The 17,962-nt window shown below is 70.5% G+C and carries 16 protein-coding genes; 8 read left to right on the plus strand and 8 right to left on the minus strand.

Going from position 1 to position 17,962, the window contains the following annotated elements; genetic code table 11:
- The first annotated feature begins 31 nt into the window (after positions 1-31).
- The gene (gene arsH, locus ASG32_RS00705) at positions 32-757 is read left to right on the plus strand and encodes an arsenical resistance protein ArsH (RefSeq protein ID WP_026604722.1); all 726 of its coding nucleotides are present in this window, start codon (positions 32-34) and stop codon (positions 755-757) included.
- A gap of 49 nt (positions 758-806) precedes the next feature.
- Here arsH and ASG32_RS00710 read toward each other — a convergent pair whose 3' ends face one another.
- The gene (locus ASG32_RS00710) at positions 807-1,127 is read right to left on the minus strand and encodes a hypothetical protein (RefSeq protein ID WP_020091721.1); all 321 of its coding nucleotides are present in this window, start codon (positions 1,125-1,127) and stop codon (positions 807-809) included.
- Positions 1,128-1,302: 175 nt separating this feature from the next.
- On the minus strand, positions 1,303-1,479 hold the full coding sequence (locus tag ASG32_RS34300) for a hypothetical protein (protein ID WP_020091720.1): 177 nt from the start codon (positions 1,477-1,479) through the stop codon (positions 1,303-1,305).
- A gap of 382 nt (positions 1,480-1,861) precedes the next feature.
- Between ASG32_RS34300 and ASG32_RS00715 the strand changes: the two genes are divergently transcribed.
- The gene (locus tag ASG32_RS00715; RefSeq protein ID WP_020091719.1) at positions 1,862-3,844 is read left to right on the plus strand and encodes an acyl CoA:acetate/3-ketoacid CoA transferase; all 1,983 of its coding nucleotides are present in this window, start codon (positions 1,862-1,864) and stop codon (positions 3,842-3,844) included.
- Positions 3,845-3,916: 72 nt separating this feature from the next.
- Here the strand turns inward: ASG32_RS00715 and ASG32_RS00720 are convergent, their stop codons facing one another.
- Positions 3,917-5,329 (minus strand): methyltransferase domain-containing protein, encoded by a 1,413-nt coding sequence (locus ASG32_RS00720; protein ID WP_056521368.1) that lies wholly within the window; start codon positions 5,327-5,329, stop codon positions 3,917-3,919.
- 80 nt (positions 5,330-5,409) lie between these two features.
- Here ASG32_RS00720 and ASG32_RS00725 point away from each other — a divergent pair, with 80 nt between their 5' ends.
- The 3 genes from ASG32_RS00725 (at position 5,410) to ASG32_RS00735 (ending at position 8,087) form a co-directional block, all read left to right on the plus strand.
- The gene (locus ASG32_RS00725) at positions 5,410-6,252 is read left to right on the plus strand and encodes a glycosyltransferase family 2 protein (protein ID WP_056521372.1); all 843 of its coding nucleotides are present in this window, start codon (positions 5,410-5,412) and stop codon (positions 6,250-6,252) included.
- A gap of 141 nt (positions 6,253-6,393) precedes the next feature.
- Positions 6,394-7,257, plus strand: a complete 864-nt coding sequence (gene mdcB, locus ASG32_RS00730; RefSeq protein WP_082557700.1) for a triphosphoribosyl-dephospho-CoA synthase MdcB — start codon at positions 6,394-6,396, stop codon at positions 7,255-7,257.
- 95 nt (positions 7,258-7,352) lie between these two features.
- Positions 7,353-8,087, plus strand: coding sequence for a DUF3750 domain-containing protein (locus tag ASG32_RS00735; protein ID WP_056521378.1), 735 nt, complete (start codon positions 7,353-7,355; stop codon positions 8,085-8,087).
- A gap of 52 nt (positions 8,088-8,139) precedes the next feature.
- Here ASG32_RS00735 and mqo read toward each other — a convergent pair whose 3' ends face one another.
- The 4 genes from mqo to ASG32_RS00755 all read right to left on the minus strand — a co-directional run bounded on the left by mqo (position 8,140) and on the right by ASG32_RS00755 (position 13,258).
- Positions 8,140-9,870, minus strand: a complete 1,731-nt coding sequence (mqo, locus tag ASG32_RS00740; protein ID WP_056521381.1) for a malate dehydrogenase (quinone) — start codon at positions 9,868-9,870, stop codon at positions 8,140-8,142.
- Between the two features lie 544 nt (positions 9,871-10,414).
- The gene (locus ASG32_RS00745) at positions 10,415-10,963 is read right to left on the minus strand and encodes a lipocalin-like domain-containing protein (protein WP_234081041.1); all 549 of its coding nucleotides are present in this window, start codon (positions 10,961-10,963) and stop codon (positions 10,415-10,417) included.
- A gap of 146 nt (positions 10,964-11,109) precedes the next feature.
- Positions 11,110-12,234 carry a DUF2778 domain-containing protein gene (locus ASG32_RS00750; RefSeq protein WP_056521384.1) on the minus strand — a complete coding sequence of 375 codons (1,125 nt, stop codon included), beginning with the start codon at positions 12,232-12,234 and terminating at the stop codon, positions 11,110-11,112.
- Positions 12,235-12,463: 229 nt separating this feature from the next.
- Complete coding sequence (locus ASG32_RS00755; protein ID WP_056521389.1) at positions 12,464-13,258, minus strand: lytic transglycosylase domain-containing protein; 795 nt, start codon at positions 13,256-13,258, stop codon at positions 12,464-12,466.
- A gap of 677 nt (positions 13,259-13,935) precedes the next feature.
- Here ASG32_RS00755 and ASG32_RS00760 point away from each other — a divergent pair.
- Positions 13,936-14,622 carry a methyltransferase domain-containing protein gene (locus ASG32_RS00760; protein ID WP_056521391.1) on the plus strand — a complete coding sequence of 229 codons (687 nt, stop codon included), beginning with the start codon at positions 13,936-13,938 and terminating at the stop codon, positions 14,620-14,622.
- A gap of 50 nt (positions 14,623-14,672) precedes the next feature.
- Entirely contained in the window at positions 14,673-15,284 is a 612-nt protein-coding gene (locus ASG32_RS00765; protein WP_056521394.1) for a hypothetical protein, read from the plus strand.
- Positions 15,285-15,324: 40 nt separating this feature from the next.
- On the opposite strand, the gene ASG32_RS00770 is transcribed toward ASG32_RS00765, so the two are convergent.
- Entirely contained in the window at positions 15,325-17,016 is a 1,692-nt protein-coding gene (locus ASG32_RS00770; RefSeq protein WP_056521397.1) for an aminotransferase class III-fold pyridoxal phosphate-dependent enzyme, read from the minus strand.
- Between the two features lie 32 nt (positions 17,017-17,048).
- On the opposite strand from ASG32_RS00770, the gene asd reads away from it, so the two are divergent.
- A complete protein-coding gene (gene asd / locus ASG32_RS00775; RefSeq protein WP_082557701.1) occupies positions 17,049-17,960 on the plus strand; it encodes an archaetidylserine decarboxylase in 912 nt (303 codons plus the stop codon).
- Positions 17,961-17,962: the final 2 nt, after the last annotated feature.

Consider the following 17,962-nt stretch of genomic DNA (forward strand, 5'->3'; position numbering starts at 1 on the left):
CCCGGCCCCTGCCCCTTCGGTCCGTGACGGCCTGCCGAATCTCAGCGCGGCGCATTTCGCAACGCCGACCGACGGGGCCGGTCGGGGGATCCCGCTCGCGCACGCGCCGCGCTTCCTGATCCTGTACGGGTCGCTCCGCGAGCGCTCCTTCAGCCGGTTCCTGGCCTATGAGGCCGCGCGGCTCCTGGAGGCGATGGGCGGCGAGGTCCGCATCTACCACGCCGACGGCCTGCCGCTGCCCGACGACGCGACCGCCGACCATCCGAAGGTGCGGGAGATCCGCGCCCTCTCGGCCTGGTCCGAGGGGCAGGTCTGGGTCTCGCCCGAGCGGCATGGCGCGCTCACCGGCGTGATGAAGAGCCAGATCGACTGGCTGCCCCTGTCCGAGGGGAGTCTGCGCCCGACGCAGGGCCGGACCCTCGCGGTGATGCAGGTCTCGGGCGGGTCCCAGAGCTTCAACGCCGTGAACGCCCTGCGCGTCCTCGGCCGCTGGATGCGGATGATCACAATCCCCAACCAGTCCTCGGTGCCGATGGCCTACCGGGAGTTCGACGAGGCGGGCCGTATGAGGCCCGGGCCGCTCTACGACCGGGTCGTCGACGTGTGCGAGGAACTCATGAAGTTCACGCTGCTGACCCGCGGATGCGCCGATTACCTCGTGGACCGCTACAGCGAGCGCAAGGAGCGCGATCCCGACCGGCTCGCCGGTGTCGCGGCCGATATCGGCTTCGCGAAGCCCTCACCGCCGGGCGCCTGAGCCCCGCCGGCCCGAGCGCGCCGCCACGCGGTCCGGCCGGGGCCGGTGCTCACTGGAATCGCCGCATCTCCGGCGCCAGCGAGCGTCCCGCTTCGAGGAGGGCGCGGACCTTGCGGGTCGCGTGCTGGAGGATGTCCGGCCGCGCATCCTCGTAGGACGTCTCCTCGACGAAGCTCCGCAGGGCCTCCGTGATCCGGTCCTCGATCTCGTCCATCAGGGCGAGCCCCTCCGGACCTTCCCGCCGCAGATGCGCGTCTGCGAGCGTCAGGTAGGCGGCGCTCGCCAGCAGGAAGGCGATCCCGTTCGCCTCCTGAGCCGCCGCGGAACTCGCGTCGCCGCCGTCCATGCCGTCTGCGACGTCGTCGTCCATCGGCTCACATACTCCCCGTTCGTTGCTCACGCTGTGCCGCTCCCGCCGCGTCGCGCCAAGTAGAGAAAAAGGGTCGGTCCCCGTCCCCATTCGGGCGACGTCGGGGCCCGATCCGGACCGCCGGCCCCGCGTCGCCGCCGGGCGCCGGACCGGTCCGCTCGGCTCTCCCCGGGCCTCAATGGCCCGGATCGGCGCGGTCCTCGGTCGCGCGCCGCTCGCGCATCCGGAGCAGTGCCCGGCGCCAGGCATCCACCACCGCCGCGCGTGCGCGGGCATCATTCTCGCGGTCGGACTCCGCCGTCCGGGCCTTGCCGTCGGCCTGCCTGCTCCGGGCTCTCGGATCTCGGTTCATGATCGCCTCCTGTCGTGTCCAGACCGAGAGACACCGGATCCCGGGACGCCGCGGTGAGGCGGCGCACGCGGACCATGGAAATCGCGTGCGGCGGAGCACAGGCGGCCGACGGCCCCGCGACGCGCGCAATTTTTCTGATCGTGGACCGAAGAGTTTTTCAGGAGCGCCCACACTCATTTTCGGAGTACTGTCACGGCGCCGGCATGTGCCCTCGTGCGATGCCGCAAATATTGATGCGGTGCAATAACGATCGTATTCAAAACTCAGCCGATCTCCGGGGCCGAGACGTCCCGGCACCACGGGGGCGGCGCATGGCACAGTCGGAGGCGACGGGCATCACGGCCGGCCGCTCCTCCACGTGCCGGGGAGGATCACGGGCTCCATGAGGAAGAACAAGGTCATCTCGGCGGAAGAGGCGATCGCGCTGATCCGCGAGAACGACGTCGTGACCACCACGGGGTTCGTCCAGAGCTGCATCCCGGAGGCCCTGCACGCCGCCCTCGAGAAGCGATTCGTCGAGACCGGATCACCCCGCGGCCTCACCCTGATCATGACGGCCGGCGCCGGCGACAGCAAAGGGCTCGGCACCGGCCGCCTGCACCATGACGGCCTCCTCACGCGGGTCATCGCGGCCAATTTCGGCCGCATGCCCAAGGTCGCCAAGGCCGCGCAGGACAACCTGATCCGCGGCTACAACCTGCCCCAGGGCGTGATCTCCCAGCTCTACCGGGCCTGCGCGGCGGGTCAGCCGGGCCTGTTCTCGAAGGTCGGCCTGAAGACCTACGTCGACCCGCGCCACGGGGGCGCCAAGGTCAACGAACTGACCACCGAGGACATCGTCAAGCTCGTCGAGGTCGATGGCGAGGAGTGGCTGTTCTACACGGCGACCAAGATCGACGTGGCCTTCATCCGGGCCACCTCGGCTGATCCGTCGGGCAACCTCTCCTACGAGAAGGAGGCGCTGACCCTGGACTGCCTCGCCCAGGCCATGGCGGCCCGCAACAACGGCGGCATCGTCATCGCCCAGGTCGAGCGCATCGTCGACGACGGCTACCTCCTGCCGAAGGACGTGCGCGTGCCCGGCATCCTCGTCGACTGCGTGGTGGTCGCCGAGCCCGAGATGCACCGGATGAACTACGGCGTGATGCACGACGCGGCGCTCGCCGGCGAGATCCGGGTCCCGGTCACCGGCATCAAACGGATGGCGCTCAACGAGCGCAAGATCATCGCGCGCCGCGCCGCCTTCGAGCTGCCGCCGAACGGCGTGGTCAATCTCGGCGTCGGCGCGCCCGAGGGCATCTCGTCGGTCGCCAACGAGGAGAAGATCACTCCCTACATCACCCTCACCACAGAGGCGGGCGCGGTCGGCGGGGTGCTGGCGTCCGGTTCGAGCTTCGGCGCGGCCACCAACGCCGACTGCATCATCGACCAGAACCAGATGTTCGACTTCTACGACGGCGGCGGCCTCGACATGACCTGCCTGGGCATGGCCGAGTGCGACGCGGCCGGCAACGTCAACACCTCGCGGTTCGGCGGCAAGCTGAACGGCTGCGGCGGCTTCATCAACATCTCGCAGAACGCCCGCACCGTCGTGTTCGCCGGGACGTTCACGGCCGGCGGTCTCGAGATCGCGGTGTCCGACGGTCAGGTGCGCATCGTGAACGAGGGCAAGGCCCGCAAGTTCGTCACCCAGGTCCAGCAGAACACCTTCTCGGGCCCCTACGCGGTCGAGCGGTCGCAGCCGGTCCTCTACGTGACCGAGCGCTGCGTCTTCCAGCTGACTCCGGAGGGCTTGGAGCTGATCGAGGTCGCGCCGGGGATCGACATCGAGCGCGACATCCTCGCCCACATGGATTTCGCCCCCGTCGTGCGCAATCCGGTGCCGATGGATCCGCGCATCTTCCGCGAGGAGCCGATGGAGCTGATCTCGGATCTGCTCAACCTCGATCTGAAGTCCCGCGTCAGCTACGACGGCGAGCGCAACATCCTCTTCGTCAACCTGGAAGGCTGGTACTGCCGGGTGAAGGGCGACATGGACGAGCTGCGCATGACCATCGTCGAGGCCTGCCGGAAGGCGGGCCAGCGGGTCAACGCCGTGATCAATCACGACGGCTTCCGGCTCAACGAGAACTTGGTCGACGACTACGCCGGCATGGTCCAGTACCTGCAGGCGAACTACTACGCGACCACGACCCGCTACGCGACCAGCGCCTTCCTGCGCCTCAAGATGGAGGAGGCCCTGAACAAGCGCGGGGTCGCGCCGCACGTCTTCGAGCGCAAGGAGGAGGCGCAGGCCTTCGTCAGCAGCACCGAGGACAAGAAGGCCCGCAAGCGCATCTCCCCGGCGGTCGCGTCGGCGGCGTGACGGCCGGCCGGGCCCGCTTCGGGCGCGCCGGGCGCCGCTCGCGCCACGGCGCGGTCGGTGCCGCGGCCTGCCTCAGGCGACCGGCAGGCCGAGGACCCGCCGCGATTCCTCGGACAGCACCGCGTGGCGCGCCGATTCGGGGCCGTCATTCGGCGTCCGCGCGGCCGCCTGCGTGACGAGGTCCCGGAACCGCTTCTTGTCGAGGGCGCGGCCGCGCAGGCTTCCGAGCACGGCGTCCAGCACCATGCGGACCGCCCTGGCGCGCTGGCGCTCGCGCTCCAGTTCGGCGGTGAGCAGCGGATCCCCGAACTGGGCCGCGCCGAGCGGCGCCACCAAGACGGCGCCGTCGATGACGGCGGGATCCCGGTCGTCGGTCTCGACCGCAGAATCCGTGATGCCGTCGAGGATCTTGGTCGCCTCGGTCAGCAGGATCTTGTGCTGGACCGCCGCCGAGAGGTTCCCCGGAACCTTCTGGCTCGCCGCGCCGATCAGGCGCTTGAACTTGGCCCGATCCAGCCCGAAACGGCCGATGCTGGCCCGCAGCGCCGCCAGCACGGTGCGGAGCGCCTCGGTCCGGTAGGTCGCCTTGAGGAGCTGATCCCGCAGCGCCCCCGCCGAGGCCATCTCGACGAAGGACGTCTCGGGCAGTTGCTGCACCTGTTCCGCCAGCTCGACGATGGCGCGCTGCATCAGCGCGGTGCGCTGCTCGCGGATCTCGTCCGGCGCCAGCCGCAGGCGTCCCTTGCGGAGCCACACGAAGAATTCCGTCGCGTCCCGGTCGAGGAAATCCTCGACGCGCAGATCGATGTAGCCGAGCTGCGCCAGCTCCAGGATCATCAGATTGAAGCTCGCCGGCACGAACACCCAGGCATGGGCGTCGGCGTAGTAGGGCAGTTGCGCGGCGCCGAGCCACTGCGGCTCGTCGGTGAGCGGATTCGCGGGAATGGCCGGCCGCGTGTCCTGGCCCGACCAGGCGCCGACCGTGCCGTTGTCCTTCAGCGCCATGTTCAGGGCGTAGTCGATGTGGGTCCGGACCGTGTGCCGGTTCCGCTTCTCCAGGAACGCCGCGACCGCGTCCGCCGTCCCGGTGAGGGAACGGTAGAAATCGAAGCATTTGCGCTTGTCGGGCACGGCCAGGATCACCACGCCGTCCGGCCGAAGCAGCGTCTCGGCGGCGCGCAGGAAGGTCACGATGTCGGTCGTGTGCTCGATGACGTGGCTGGCGATGAACGCGTCGAAGGTGCCGTGCTGGTCGAGCGGGACCGCGTCCGCGATCGAGCCGCCTGTCCAGACGAAATCGACCTCCTCGATGCGGTCGACCGTCTGGTCGTGATACTTCTCGATGAGCTCCGAGCGCGGCGCGTGATCGATGACGAACGTGTTCCAGCCGTCGCGCTTCGGCGCGAGCGGGCTGAAGCTCGGGCCAATCTCCACGATGCGGGCGTCCTTGGTCAACGACCTCAGGAGTTGCTGCGCACGATCCATTGCCACTAAGCTCCGATCAAACGCTTCGCGAATGCGCTGTAGAAGCGCGGTGAAGGCCGCGTTGGCGGGAAGGAATACCGTTGCACAAGAGGCCGCTCGCCGCCGTCACGATGGCCTACAACGAAAAGACCATGCTTCCGCTCTGGCTGAAGCACTACGAGCGACAAGTCGGGGCTGAAAACTGTTATATCCTCGACCACGGTTCCGACGACGGCTCGACGACCGGACTGCGCGCGAACGTCGTCCGGTTGCCGCGGTTGCCCCTGAACGAGTGGGAGCGCGCCCACACGGTCAGGGATTTCTGCGCATCGCTGTTCATCGGCTTCAAATATGTTCTCTATGCGGATAGCGACGAGCTGATCCTCCCCGATCCGGACGTATCGTCTACACTCTCCGATTACATCGCCGCGCGGCCGCTGCCCCCCATCCTCGATCTGTTCGGGGCCGACGTCATGCACGTCGGGGACGAGGCCCCTATCGACGTCGCGGCGCCGATCTCCGGCCAGCGGGGATACATCCGGCCGATATCCACCCTGTGCAAGGCGACCATCGTGTCGGAGCGGGTCGACTGGCACGTCGGCTTCCACTGCCTGATCCAGGATCACCGCCCCGATTTCCGCGACCTGTTCCTGTTCCACTTGGCGTATCTGGACCACGACATCCTCTTCAGGCGCCAGCAGAAGCGGAATGCGGCCGCGCCGATCGGCATCCCGAACTCCCACCACGCCATCGACCCGACGGAGTTCCTGACCTTCGTGAAGGCCGATATCGGTCGCGTCCCGCGCCGTCCCGTTCAGATGCGTCCGGGTGAGGCCCATTTCGAGACCACGAAGCGGCTGTTCGCCGACGCGATCGAGCGCAAGAGCGCGATCCAGGCGCCCGACCTCTGGACGCTGCCCGAGCGCTTCGTCGGATCCTTCTAGGGCAGGACAGTCGAACCGGCTCGGAGAACGCCGCGTCTGTGCCGGCACGGCCATCCGGTATATCCCGGGCCGCCCGACGCCGCTTCGGCCACGCCGGCGAACCCTTGGGGAGCTTCGACCCTGCGCGACGATCAGAGCCTCATCGCGCCGGGCGCGGACCGGAGCAACGCCGCCGCGCCCTGGGCCGAACGCGTCGCGGATCTCGCGCACGCGGCGCTCATCGGCGAACTGGAGACCTGGCCCAAGCCCGGCCTCGTGAGCCCGGTCGATTCCGGCAGCCACGACGACATGGATGCGGAGACGCTCCGCCGCAGCGCGGCGGCGCTCCGGCCGTTCTTCGCGGAACTGGTCGCGGCGGGCGCCCGCGATGCCGTAATGGCGGAACTCCGGGCAATCGGTCTGGCCGCCGAGACCGCGATGATGCGGGCGACCGGCGGCGTCAACGCGCATCGGGGCGCCATCTTCTCGCTGGGGCTGATCTGTGCCGCGGCGGGAGCTCGGGGCGTGGGGCCCGGTGCGGAGCGCGCGAGCGCCGAAGGGCTGGCGGAGGCGGTCGGTCATCTCTGGGGGACAGCGATCACCCGGGCGCCGGTCTCGGCCGTCAGCCACGGCGGCCGCGCGGCGCGGCGCTTCGGCGTCGGTGGCGCCAGCGCCGAGGCCGCGGCGGGCTTTCCGACCATCCGCGCCGTCGCCCTGCCCGCTCTCCGCTTCGGCCGATCGTGCGCCCCCCACGATGCCGAGGCGGCGCGCGTGCACTGCTTCTTCGCCCTCCTGGCGGTCGTCGACGACACGAACCTCCTGCACCGCGGCGGTGCCGACGGCCTCGTCGGCGCGCGCGCGGCCGCCGCGACCTTTCTCGACGCCGGAGGCATCGCGGCCCCCGACTGGCGCGCGCGCGCGGCGGCGATCCACCGCGCCTTCGTGGCCGCGCGCCTGAGCCCCGGCGGCTGCGCCGATCTCCTCGCCGCGACGCTGCTGCTGGACGCCCTCGCCTCCCCACCCTGACGCGCGCGCAGCCCCGGGGTGCGTCGGTCGCAGTTTCGCGGATGCGGGCGCTACCTACATGCGGATTCTATCCCGCCCTCCCCGCCGGACTGCCCGTGACCCTGTTCAGGATCGCCCTCCTCGCGCTCGCCGCGCTCTTCCTCGTGCCGGTGGCGATCTCCGCCCTGCTCTACGCGACGCGGGCGAGCGGCGACTGGCGTCTGGCGGATCGGTCCAGCGCCGGCCTGCTGCCGCGCGCGGACGCGCATCACGGCGCCGTGCTGCGCATCTTCTCGGCGCGGACCGTGAGCTGGCGCGGCATCGTGGCCACGCATAGCTGGATCGTCGTCAAGGAGCGCGGCGCCCGCGCCTACAGCCGCTTCGACTACACGGCCTGGGGCCAGCCGATCTGGGTCGACCGGTTCGTGCCGGACGGACGCTGGTTCGGGAACCCGCCGACGGTGGTGTTCGCGGCCGACGGCGCCGAGGCGGAGGCGATGCTGCCGCGGATCCGGCAGGCCGTGGCCGAGTACCGGTTCAGCCGGCCCGGCGACTACGTCGTGTGGCCCGGCCCGAACTCGAACACCTTCGTGGCCACCGTCATGGCGGCGGTGCCGGAGATCCGCGAGAGCCTGCCCACCACCGCGATCGGCAAGGACTTCCCCTACGACGGGCGCTGGATCGGTTTGACGCCGTCGCGGACCGGGATCCGCATCAACCTCGGCGGCTATGCCGGGGTAACCCTCGGCTGGGTCGAGGGCCTGGAGCTGAACCTGCTCGGCGGCGTCGCCGGGATCGACCTGCGCCGGCCCGGTCTCAAGCTGCCGGCCCTGGGTCGGGTCGGGCTCTGAGCGCCGACGCGCTCCCGGGGCGCGCGACCGTCGGCGCCCCGGGACGCACCGCTCACGGCGCGAGGTCGTGGACCGGCTCCTTCACCGGCGTGGCGCTGCTGTTCAGCACGGTGCTGCCGGTCGAGACCGGCTTCAGCACGGCCCGGTCGATCTGCGGCGGGGTCGGGAGCTGGAGCTGCGCGCTCGTGTCGGTCCACTCGCGCGCGACGCGGTCGGGATCGTCGTTGAGCTTCGTGCCGTAGCTCGGCACGATCTCCCGGATCTTCGCCTGCCATTCCGGCGTGGCGACCTTCTGGGCGAAGACCTTCTCCAGCACCTGCAGCATGATCGGCGCCGCCGTGGAGGCGCCGGGCGAGGCGCCGAGGAGCGCCGCGATGCTGCCGTCCCTGGCGTTGACGATCTCGGTGCCGAGCTTCAGCACGCCGCCCTTGTTCGGGTCGCGCTTGATGATCTGCACACGCTGCCCCGCCTGCCAGAGGCGCCACTCCTCCTTCTTGGCCTTCGGGAAGTACTCGCGCAGCGCCGCGATCCGGTCGTCGTCCGACAGCATCAGCTGCCCCGCCAGGTACTCGACCAGCGGGAACTCGTCGACGCCGACCTTCATCATCGGCCAGATGTTGCTGGTGGTCGTGGAGCTGAGGAGGTCGAAGTACGAGCCCTCCTTCAGGAACTTGGTCGAGAAGGTCGCGAACGGCCCGAACAGGATCACGCGCTTGCCGTTGATCACGCGCGTGTCGAGATGCGGCACCGACATCGGCGGGGAGCCCACGGACGCCTTGCCGTATGCCTTGGCGAGATGGAGCGTGGCGACGTCGGGATTGTCGTTGATCAGGAACGAGCCGCCCACCGGGAAACCGGCATACTCGTCGCCCTCGGGGATGCCGGATTTCTGCAGGAGGTGCAGGGCACCGCCGCCCGCGCCGATGAACACGAACTTGGCGTCGGTCGTCCGGCGCGTCCCGTCCTTCAGGTTCTTGGCGGTCACCCGCCACGAGCCGTCGCCGTTCTTGGTGATGCTCTCGACCTCGGTGGAGAGCCGGAGGTTGAAGCTCGGCTGCTTCTGCAGGTGAGCGACGTACTGGCGGGTCACCTCGCCCCACTCGCAGTCGGTCCCGAGCGGCGACCAGGTCGCGGCGACCTTCTGCTTCGGGTCGCGGCCCTCCATCATCAGGGGCACCCACTTGCGGAGCTGCTCGGGATCCTCCGAGTACTCCATGCCGGCGAAGAGCGGGCTCGCCTTCAGAGCCTCCCAGCGCTTCTTCAGGTAGGCGATGTTGTCGTCGCCCCAGACGAAGCTCATGTGGGGCGTGTAGTTGATGAAGGCGCGTGGGTCCGTCATCACGCCGGTCTTGACCTGATGCGCCAGGAACTGCCGGGTCACCTGGAACGCCTCGTTGATCTCCACCGCCTTGGCGATCTCGATCTGCCCGTTCTTCTTCTCGGGCGTGTAGTTCAGCTCCGCCAGGGCCGAGTGTCCGGTGCCGGCGTTGTTCCAACCGTTCGAGCTCTCGAGGGCGACCTGATCCAGCCGTTCGACCATCTGGATCGACCAGTTCGGCTCCAGCGCGTTCAGCCAGACGCCCAGCGTCGCGCTCATGATCCCGCCGCCGATCAGCAGCACGTCGACCTTGCTGTCCGCGCCCTCGGCCAGGGCCAACGCGCCCGGCAGGGCCGCCAGCGCCAGGCCGGTGGCGGCCGTGCCGAGGAGCCGCCGCCGGCTCAGGGGCAGCACGTCCGCGGCCCGGCGGTCGCGCCGGTGTTGGGTCTCGTCGTCGCCACGCATGGGCAGATCCCGCTTTTGCGTACCGCACGGCCCGATCGGCCGCCGCGCGTACGGAAGACACTCGATGCGACGGGCGCGAATCCCGCCCGTCCGGCCTTCCGGATCGTTTCCCCGTTCCCGTCGCGGCACGCTCGCGGTCTCGCTCGACCCGGCACGACGGTCCTGCCCTGGCCCGCATCGCGTCCGTCGTCCCCGAGCCGCACGGATCGTGGGACGACGGGGCGCGCTCGCGCGACGCAGAGGCCTTCCCTCCGCATAGGCGCGCGATCTCGCCGGAGAACGGATCACCGGTTCAAGACCTCGCTCGCGCGGTGGCGCGATTGCCGGGTGGGCGGGAAGATGCTGGCTGGCTTGGCTCAGCAGATTGATGGTGGCCTCATAGAGGACGGGGCCTGAAAGGACAATTACTGCCAGGGTTGCAATCGCCGCCATCCTGTCAGTCCGTCGCGACGACCGGCGCGCATGGCGGCGACCCGCCGATAGACTGGCCGCGATCGGTCGCCCGATCGGTCGCTCGACGCGACGGCGTGGCGAAGGCGCGCCGCTACGGGATGTGCTTGAATCGGATGATGCTGCGCGACAGGCGGCCGTCATCCCAGTTGGGCATCACGCGCCAGGGAGTCGTGACGTCGGCGTAGTCGCCGTCGATATGGATGGTGCGGCGCTGCTCGGTGCCGACCCATTCGGGCGCCCACGCGGTCTGCACGCTGGTGACCCACTGGTCACCCTCGATCCGGTAGCGGCCGATATAGGCGACGAGGGTCTTCATCAGCGCGGCCCGCTCGGCGTCGGTGGTCGCCGGCGTGCGGGCGCTCCCCTCGAGGTTGAAGGCGACCCAGCCGTCCTTGGTGAAGATGACGCGACCGCGCGGCGTGCCGCCCATGGCGTCGACGAGTGTGCCGGTCTCCTTGTCCTCGACCTTGTAGGAGACAAGTTCCCAGGTGCCGACGATCCGGTCCGCCAAGCGCGCCCCGACCACCGCCGCGCCGACGCGGTCCGGCGCGGAGGCGCTCCAGGCCAAGTCGGCCGCCAGGACACCGGAGAGCGCCAGGAGGATACGGACGGCCGCGGCGGCCGATCGTTGTGCGGGCATGGTCTGGACCGGGGACTCGCGTGTCGCGGCGCCGGAACGCGCCGCCACCGCGTTCTGCGGGCCAGCACGGCGCGTTCCAAGCGCCGCGCGAGCAGTGCTGGTAGACCGTCTGCGCGCTTGCGGCCGTTGCCGCGGGCGAGCCGTCGTCAGCCGCCGTTGCGGGCCATGCGGGTCGTGACCGTGCCGGCGGCGAGGCTCGGCAGCGGGTCCTGCGTGCCGCTGACGACCACCAGCCGCTGAACCTCGCCGCGCAGGAAGGCCTGGAGGAACCGGTCGTAGTCGCGGAACGACACGCAGCCGTTCGAGTCGCCGCGCGGGCCCAGCATATAGGTGTGTGCCAGCAGGCCGACACGGCCGTAGACCGCCTCGTTGCCGCCGACCGGCGTGAGGCGGATCGCCCGCACGCCGTGGAAGGGCCGTTCGCGCTCGGTGAGATCGTAGGTGCCGGGCGGAGTCGGGCCGCGCATCCGGACGTTGACGAGGCGCGGCTCGTCCAGCCCCTCGCCCAGGCCGGAATGCGCCTCCAGGCGCTCGCCGTTCGGAAGGGTCACGGTCCGGGCGGCGATGTTGTAGACCGCGATGCCGGCCGAGGGGCCCGGATCCCGGGCCGGGGCCAGCGGCGGCGAGACGCGCTGCTGCGGCGGCGCGACGTCGGCCGGCTTGCTCTCGAGCGCCGTGTAGGCCAGCGCCGGTCCGCGCTCGATGCCGAACAGCTTCTCGATGAACGAGCGCTCTTCGGGTTGGGGGATGGGCTGAGCCGCCGGCGGCAACTCGCGGCGCGCCATGCGCCGGTCGGACCGCCGGGCGAGTGCGGTGCCCGCGGGCCCGCGGAACTCGGGCGGACGGGGGATCGGCAGCGGGACCACCATCGCGCTGAGCGGTGTCTCGGCGACCTGCGTTCCGGGCTGCGCGTCGGCGCCGGCATCGGCGCCTTCGGGGACGGGTTCGGGCGTCAGCGAGGGTGGGGCGATCTGATTCCAGGCCCATCGTGACTGCGAATTGCCGAGAGCGTCACGACTGGGCTCGGGCGATTCGGCGGCCTCCGGCTCGGCGGCGGCGGTCTCGGCCCTGTCCTCCGCGGACGGTGCGGGCACCGGCGCTTCCGTCCGGGCGTTCTCGATGCCGGTTACCGGGACCGGGGCGCGATGCAGGACGCTGCCCCCGAGGGCGGCGAGCGTCACCGCGCCGGTGAGCACTGTCAGTGGCGCGAGCCACGTGCTGCGCGCGTTCCGGGTCTTGAGGCCGTCCAGCGGCACGGATTCGACAGCCATCGCGGTTGCCCATGCTCCTCGTCGCGAGGCGGGGCTTGCCGGCTGCCGCCCTCCGCACAGGATACGGATCCGCGGCGGGCGGACCGGCCCCGCTCAGCGTGAGACAGCGGGGTCGGGCCGGCTTTTCTGGGGCGATGCGATGGTCGATCTTGGCTCGATCGGGACCATTTTCGGGCGCGCCGCCGCAGTTCTCGCAATACGTCTCGGTCTATTCGAGGCCGAGATACTGCTAATTGTTGTCGATCTGGCGCCCGAGAATGGCGATCGCCTTCTCGTAGACCGGCGCCGCGTTCCAGCCCTGGATCGCCGCGAAGTTCGGCTCGCCGGGCTGGTAGCCGGCGCCGGCCCGCCAGCCATGCGCCTTGAGGAAATTGGCCGTGGACGACAGGGCGGCGCCGACGTTGTTGAGGTCGCCGGTGCCGTAGGCCAGCACGTTCTTCGGCAGGAACTGGGTGTGCCCGACCTCGCCGTGCGCCGCGCCGCGGGTATTCGGTGTCAGGAGCCCGCGATCGACCAGGGTCAGCGCAGCGTAGAGCTGGTCCGTGAAGTATTCGGAACGCCGGCAATCGTAGGCGAGCGTCGCCACCGCGGAGAGCGTGTTGACGTTGCCGCGCACCGCGCCGAAGCCGGTCTCCATGCCCCAGATCGCCAGGAGCGGGCCCGGCGGAACGCCGTAGCGCTGCTCGATCGAGTCGAAGAGGGCCGCGTTCTGCTGCTTCAGCGCGCGGCCCCGCTTGACGATGGTCGGGCCGCCGCGCTTGGCGAGAAACTGCTCCAGCGACAGCTTGAAGCTGTGCTGCCCCCGGTCCGCCGAGATGGTGGCGGTCGAGTAGGTTGTGTTCTGCAGCGCCGCGAGGCTGGCCGCGCTGGCCCGGCCGCGCGCCTCCTCGGCGAATTGCCGCTTCCACGCATCGAAGCCGGCCGCGGTGTTGCCGCACTGCGCGGCCTGCGCCTGCCCGGCGCTGAGAGCGATCCCGGCAATGGCCGCGACCGCGATGGTCTGACGCCGCAAATTCTCGATCACGCGAAACACTCCTTCGGCGCGTCGTCGCGCCCTGTCCTGCTGGGGATACCGGGTCACATCTCGTCGATATCAGGGCGAGAAGATGTCGAAGGCGCGACCTGCAGGCTTCCCGCCCTCAAATCATCGCGCATCTCGGGATCTGCGACGAGGCCGCAACGGCAGGGTGTTCGGAGCATCGTGAACACTGCGTGTGCGAGAAGCCGAAGCACGGCCGACGCGCGGCCGAGGCGTTCGTCACCGGGCAAGATCAGGTAGCTCGAAGGATCGCATATCACCCCTCGTGCATAGATATGGCGCGTGGCACATCAGTATTTTGCCAGCAAATGGAATGGCCGTTGGCGAGTTTGACGGATATGTCACAAGCTTGTCAAACGAACGACATAGCTTTGCCGGCGGAAAGACTTCTGCGGAGAGGCGGCGTGGGGTCGTTGATGATCCGGGCGGCGTGGCATGATCGAGATCCCGCCTCCCTCGCCCATTGTGACCGCACCCTGCCTTGTCGCGACGCCGCTCGGCGCTCTCGAGGCGGACAAGCGCGAGCCCTTGGCCGGATCTTGGTCTGACCAAGCGGACGCGCGGTGACGCGAACTGAGCTGGTGAACGCCTGCCTCAGACCTGCACCCGACGGTCGAGGCGAGCCGTCGGGCCGACCTAGCCGACAACGAGACAGGACGCCCATGGCCCTCGGAATGCACGACACCGGTTCCTCGCGCGCGGGCACGCTCGGGCCCGATCTCGACCGCGACGGCGTCGCCAAGGCCTACGGCCGCTGGGCCCCGGTCTACGATCTGGTCTTCGGGCCCGTCTTCGCGCAGGGCCGTACCCTGGCGGCGGCCGCCGCCGAACGGATCGGCGGCCGCATCCTGGAAGTCGGCGTCGGCACCGGCCTGTCGCTGCCGGCCTACAGGCGCGCCCGCAGCATCGTCGGCATCGATATCTCGGCCCCCATGCTCGAGAAGGCGCGTCAGCGCGTGGCGCGGCTGCGTCTGCGCAACGTGGAGCGCCTCGCCGTCATGGACGCCGAGCAGCTCGACTTCCCGGACGCCGCCTTCGACGTGGTGGTGGCGCAGTACGTCGTCACGGCTGTCCCCCATCCCGAGGCGGCGCTGGACGAGTTCGCCCGGGTGCTGCGCCCCGGCGGCGAGATCGTGATCACCACGCGGATCGGCGCCGAGGCCGGCCTGCGGCGGGCGGTGGAGCGCACCCTCGCTCCGGTGACGAGCCGCCTCGGATGGCGGACCGAGTTCGCCTGGGAGCGCTACGCGGCCTGGGCCGCCTGCGCGCCGGTGGAGATCGTCGAGCGCCGGGCGCTCCCGCCGCTCGGCCACTTCTCCCTGCTGCGCCTGCGCAAGCGCGCCGCCTGACCGCGCATCAGCTTCGACCAACCCACCACCATCGATCGGGGACCCACATCATGGCGAGTTTTCGGGAGGCACTGCGCGTCCAGCGCTGGGACGACCACCGCTACTATCACCACAACCGCGTCAATCAGAGCTTGCACGTGGTGAGCGCGATCAGCTTCCTGGTCGCCTACGCCCTGGCGTTCAGGGATCCGGCCACGGCGGCCCTGATCGGCTGGCTGGTGGCGATGACCTCGCGGCAGGCCGGCCACCTGTTCTTCGAGCCGAAGGGCTACGACCACGTCAACGACGCGACCCACGAGCACAAGGAGGAGATCAAGGTCGGCTACAACCTGCAGCGGAAGGTCGTGCTCCTGGCGATCTGGGCCCTGTCGCCCCTGCCGCTCTACTTCGACCCGAGCCTGTTCGGCCTGATCGCGCCGCACCAGAGCACCGCGGACCTGATCCGCAACGTCGGCTGGATCTGGCTGTGGCTGGCGCTCGCCGGCCTGCTGTTCCGGATGCTGCAGCTCTTCGTCCAGCGCGACGTCCAGACCGGCCTCGTCTGGGTGACCAAGATCCTCACCGACCCGTTCCACGACATCAAGCTCTACCACAAGGCGCCGCTGGCCCTGCTGCACGGCGAGCTGGTCGAGGAGCGGGAGCCGCACGAGCGCGGCGCCTGAGCATAGGTCGCGCGCCGGGCCCGTCGCCCGGCGCGCCGGATCAGCCCAGATCCGGTGCCCGCAGGCCCAGGCGGCCGCCGAGGCCGCCCAGGCGGATGGCCGCGACCTCCCGCAGGATCGACCGGCGGATCGCCCTGTCGCTCGGCGCGCCGCCGTCCCACCAGCCGTCCGCCCGCATGGCCCGCGCCGCCGCCTCGAAGCGCGTCGCCACGGCCTCGAAGGCCGCGTCGTCGTACGCGAGGCTGAAGATCATCCGGCCGGTCCCGACCCACGACAGGGCCAGCCCCTCGGCGCGCAGGTAGAATTGCAGCATCCAGTTGTAGCGCGACGGCTTGGTGTACAGGACCGTCCACACCGTCGACATGTTGGCGACCCGCACCGGCAGGCCGGCCTCCGCCAGCCGGGCGTTCAGGTGACGCGCGCGCGCGTCCCAGGTCGCGTCGAGGTCGGCGTAGAGTGCGGCCACCGCCGGGCTGTCCAGCCGGTCGAGGAACGCGCCCATCGCGCCCATCACGTAGGGATGGGCGTTGAAGGTGCCCCGCGCGAAGCAGATGTCGACGGGCCGGTCCTCCCTGTACCGGCGCATCAGGTCGGCGCGCCCGCAGAGGACGCCGACCGGCAGGCCGCCCCCCAGGGTCTTGCCGTAGGTGACCATGTCGGCGCGCACGCCGAAATACGCCTGCGCGCCGCCGCGGGCGAGCCGGAAGCCGAGGAAGACCTCGTCGAGGATCAGCACGATGCCGCGGGCACTGCACACCGCCCGGAGGTCGTGGAGCCACTTGGTGTAGGCGGCGCGGTCGAAGGACGCCCTGCGGCCGCTGTCGACCAGCGCGGAATCCGCCGGCGCCCCGGCATTCGGGTGCATGGCCTGCAGCGGGTTGACCAGGACGCAGGCGACGTCGCGGCGGCCGGCGAGCACCCGCAGCGTCCGCTCGGACATGTCGGCCAGGGTGAGCGTGTCGCGGGTCGGGACCGGGTTGCCGATGCCCGGCTGCACCTCGCCCCACCAGCCGTGATAGGCGCCGCACAGGCGGACGATCCGGCGGCGGCCGGTGTGGTAGCGGGCGAGCCGCACGGCCTGCATCACCGCCTCGGTCCCGGACATGTGGAACGAGACCTCGTCGAGGCCCGAGATCGCCTTCAGCCGCGCGACGTTGCCGGTGACGACCGGGTGGAGCGGCCCGAGCACGGGACCGAGAGCCGAGACCCGCGCCGCGCCCTCCTCCAGGCAGGCCCGATAGAAATCGACGCCGAACAGGTTCACGCCGTAGGAGCCGGCGAGGTCGTAGAAGACGTTGCCGTCGAGGTCCGTGACGGTGACGCCGGCGGCGGCGGCCGCGAAGGCGCCGGTGCCGAGATGGGCGCGCACGTGCCGGGCGTACTGGAACGGCACCCGGTAGAGCCCGGTGAACTGGAGATCCGAGAGCCCGTCGCGGACCGCCTCGGTCTCGGCGCGTGTCCGGGCGAAGCGCGCCCGGAACAGGTCGGAGAGCCGCGCGAAGCCGGCCTCGCGCCGGCGCGCCACCGCCTCGTCCGGATCGTCCGACCGGAAGAAGGCGCGCTCCGAGTAGGCGTAGTTCGGGATCAGCCCGGCGACGCGCCGGGCCATGCGGGCGTGGCCGGTGAGCGAGCGATGCTTCGCCCGGGAGAGCTGCAGGCGCTCGGCCGCCCGTGGCAGGGCGAGCACCGCGGCGACGGTGGTGGCGGACAGGGTGACGAGGAGCGCGGACATCGCCCCGCGCCCTACCGGAGGCGGTTCACGGCATGATGACGGTTTCCGGATCCCGGCTGCGGACGGTCCTGGCGCGTGTGGGGGCGCAGGAGGATCTCAACTTCCTGCTGACGAACCGCCTGCCGCGCCGTCTCGCCACCCGCTTCATGGGCTGGTTCAGCCGGATCGAGCAGCCGCTGATCCGTGACCTCTCGATATCGACCTGGCGGCTGTTCTGCGACGTCGACCTCCGCGACGCGCGGGATACACCCTTCCCCAGCCTCCACGCCGCCTTCGTGCGGGCCCTGCGTCCCGGTGCCCGGCCGATCGCGGCCGATCCGGCCCTGCTCACGAGCCCCAGCGACGCGATCCTCGGGGCCCATGGGCTCATCGAGGCCGGACGCCTGTTCCAGATCAAGGGCCTGTCCTACCCGCTCGCCGACCTGCTCGGCGGAGACGTCGCGCTGGCGCGCGCCCACGAGGGCGGCAGCTACGCCACCCTGCGCCTGACGGCCGGGATGTACCATCGATTCCACGCGCCGCACGACCTGCGGGTCGAGTCGGTGCGACATATCTGGGGCGACACCTGGAACGTGAATCCGATCGCCCTGAAACGCGTCGAGGCGCTGTTCTGCCGGAACGAGCGCGCCGTCCTGCGCCTGCGCCTCGCGGAGGGCGGCCACGCGGTGACGCTGGTGCCGGTGGCGGCCATCCTCGTTGCCGGGCTGCGGCTCGGCTTCCTGCCCGAGGGTCTCGCCCTGCGCGAGACGGGCGGACGGACCCTGCCCACCGCGGCGCGCCTCGCGAAGGGCGCCGAGATGGGCTGGTTCGAGCACGGTTCCACCATCGTGGTGCTGACGCCTCCGGGCTTCACGCTCTGCCCAGGTCTCGCCGTCGGATCGATCCTGCGGGTCGGCGAGCCCCTGATGCGGCTGCCACCGCTCCCTGGATCGCCCGGCCGCTGAGC

Source organism: Methylobacterium sp. Leaf361, assembly GCF_001424445.1.
In the GTDB taxonomy this organism is placed as follows: Bacteria; Pseudomonadota; Alphaproteobacteria; order Rhizobiales; family Beijerinckiaceae; genus Methylobacterium.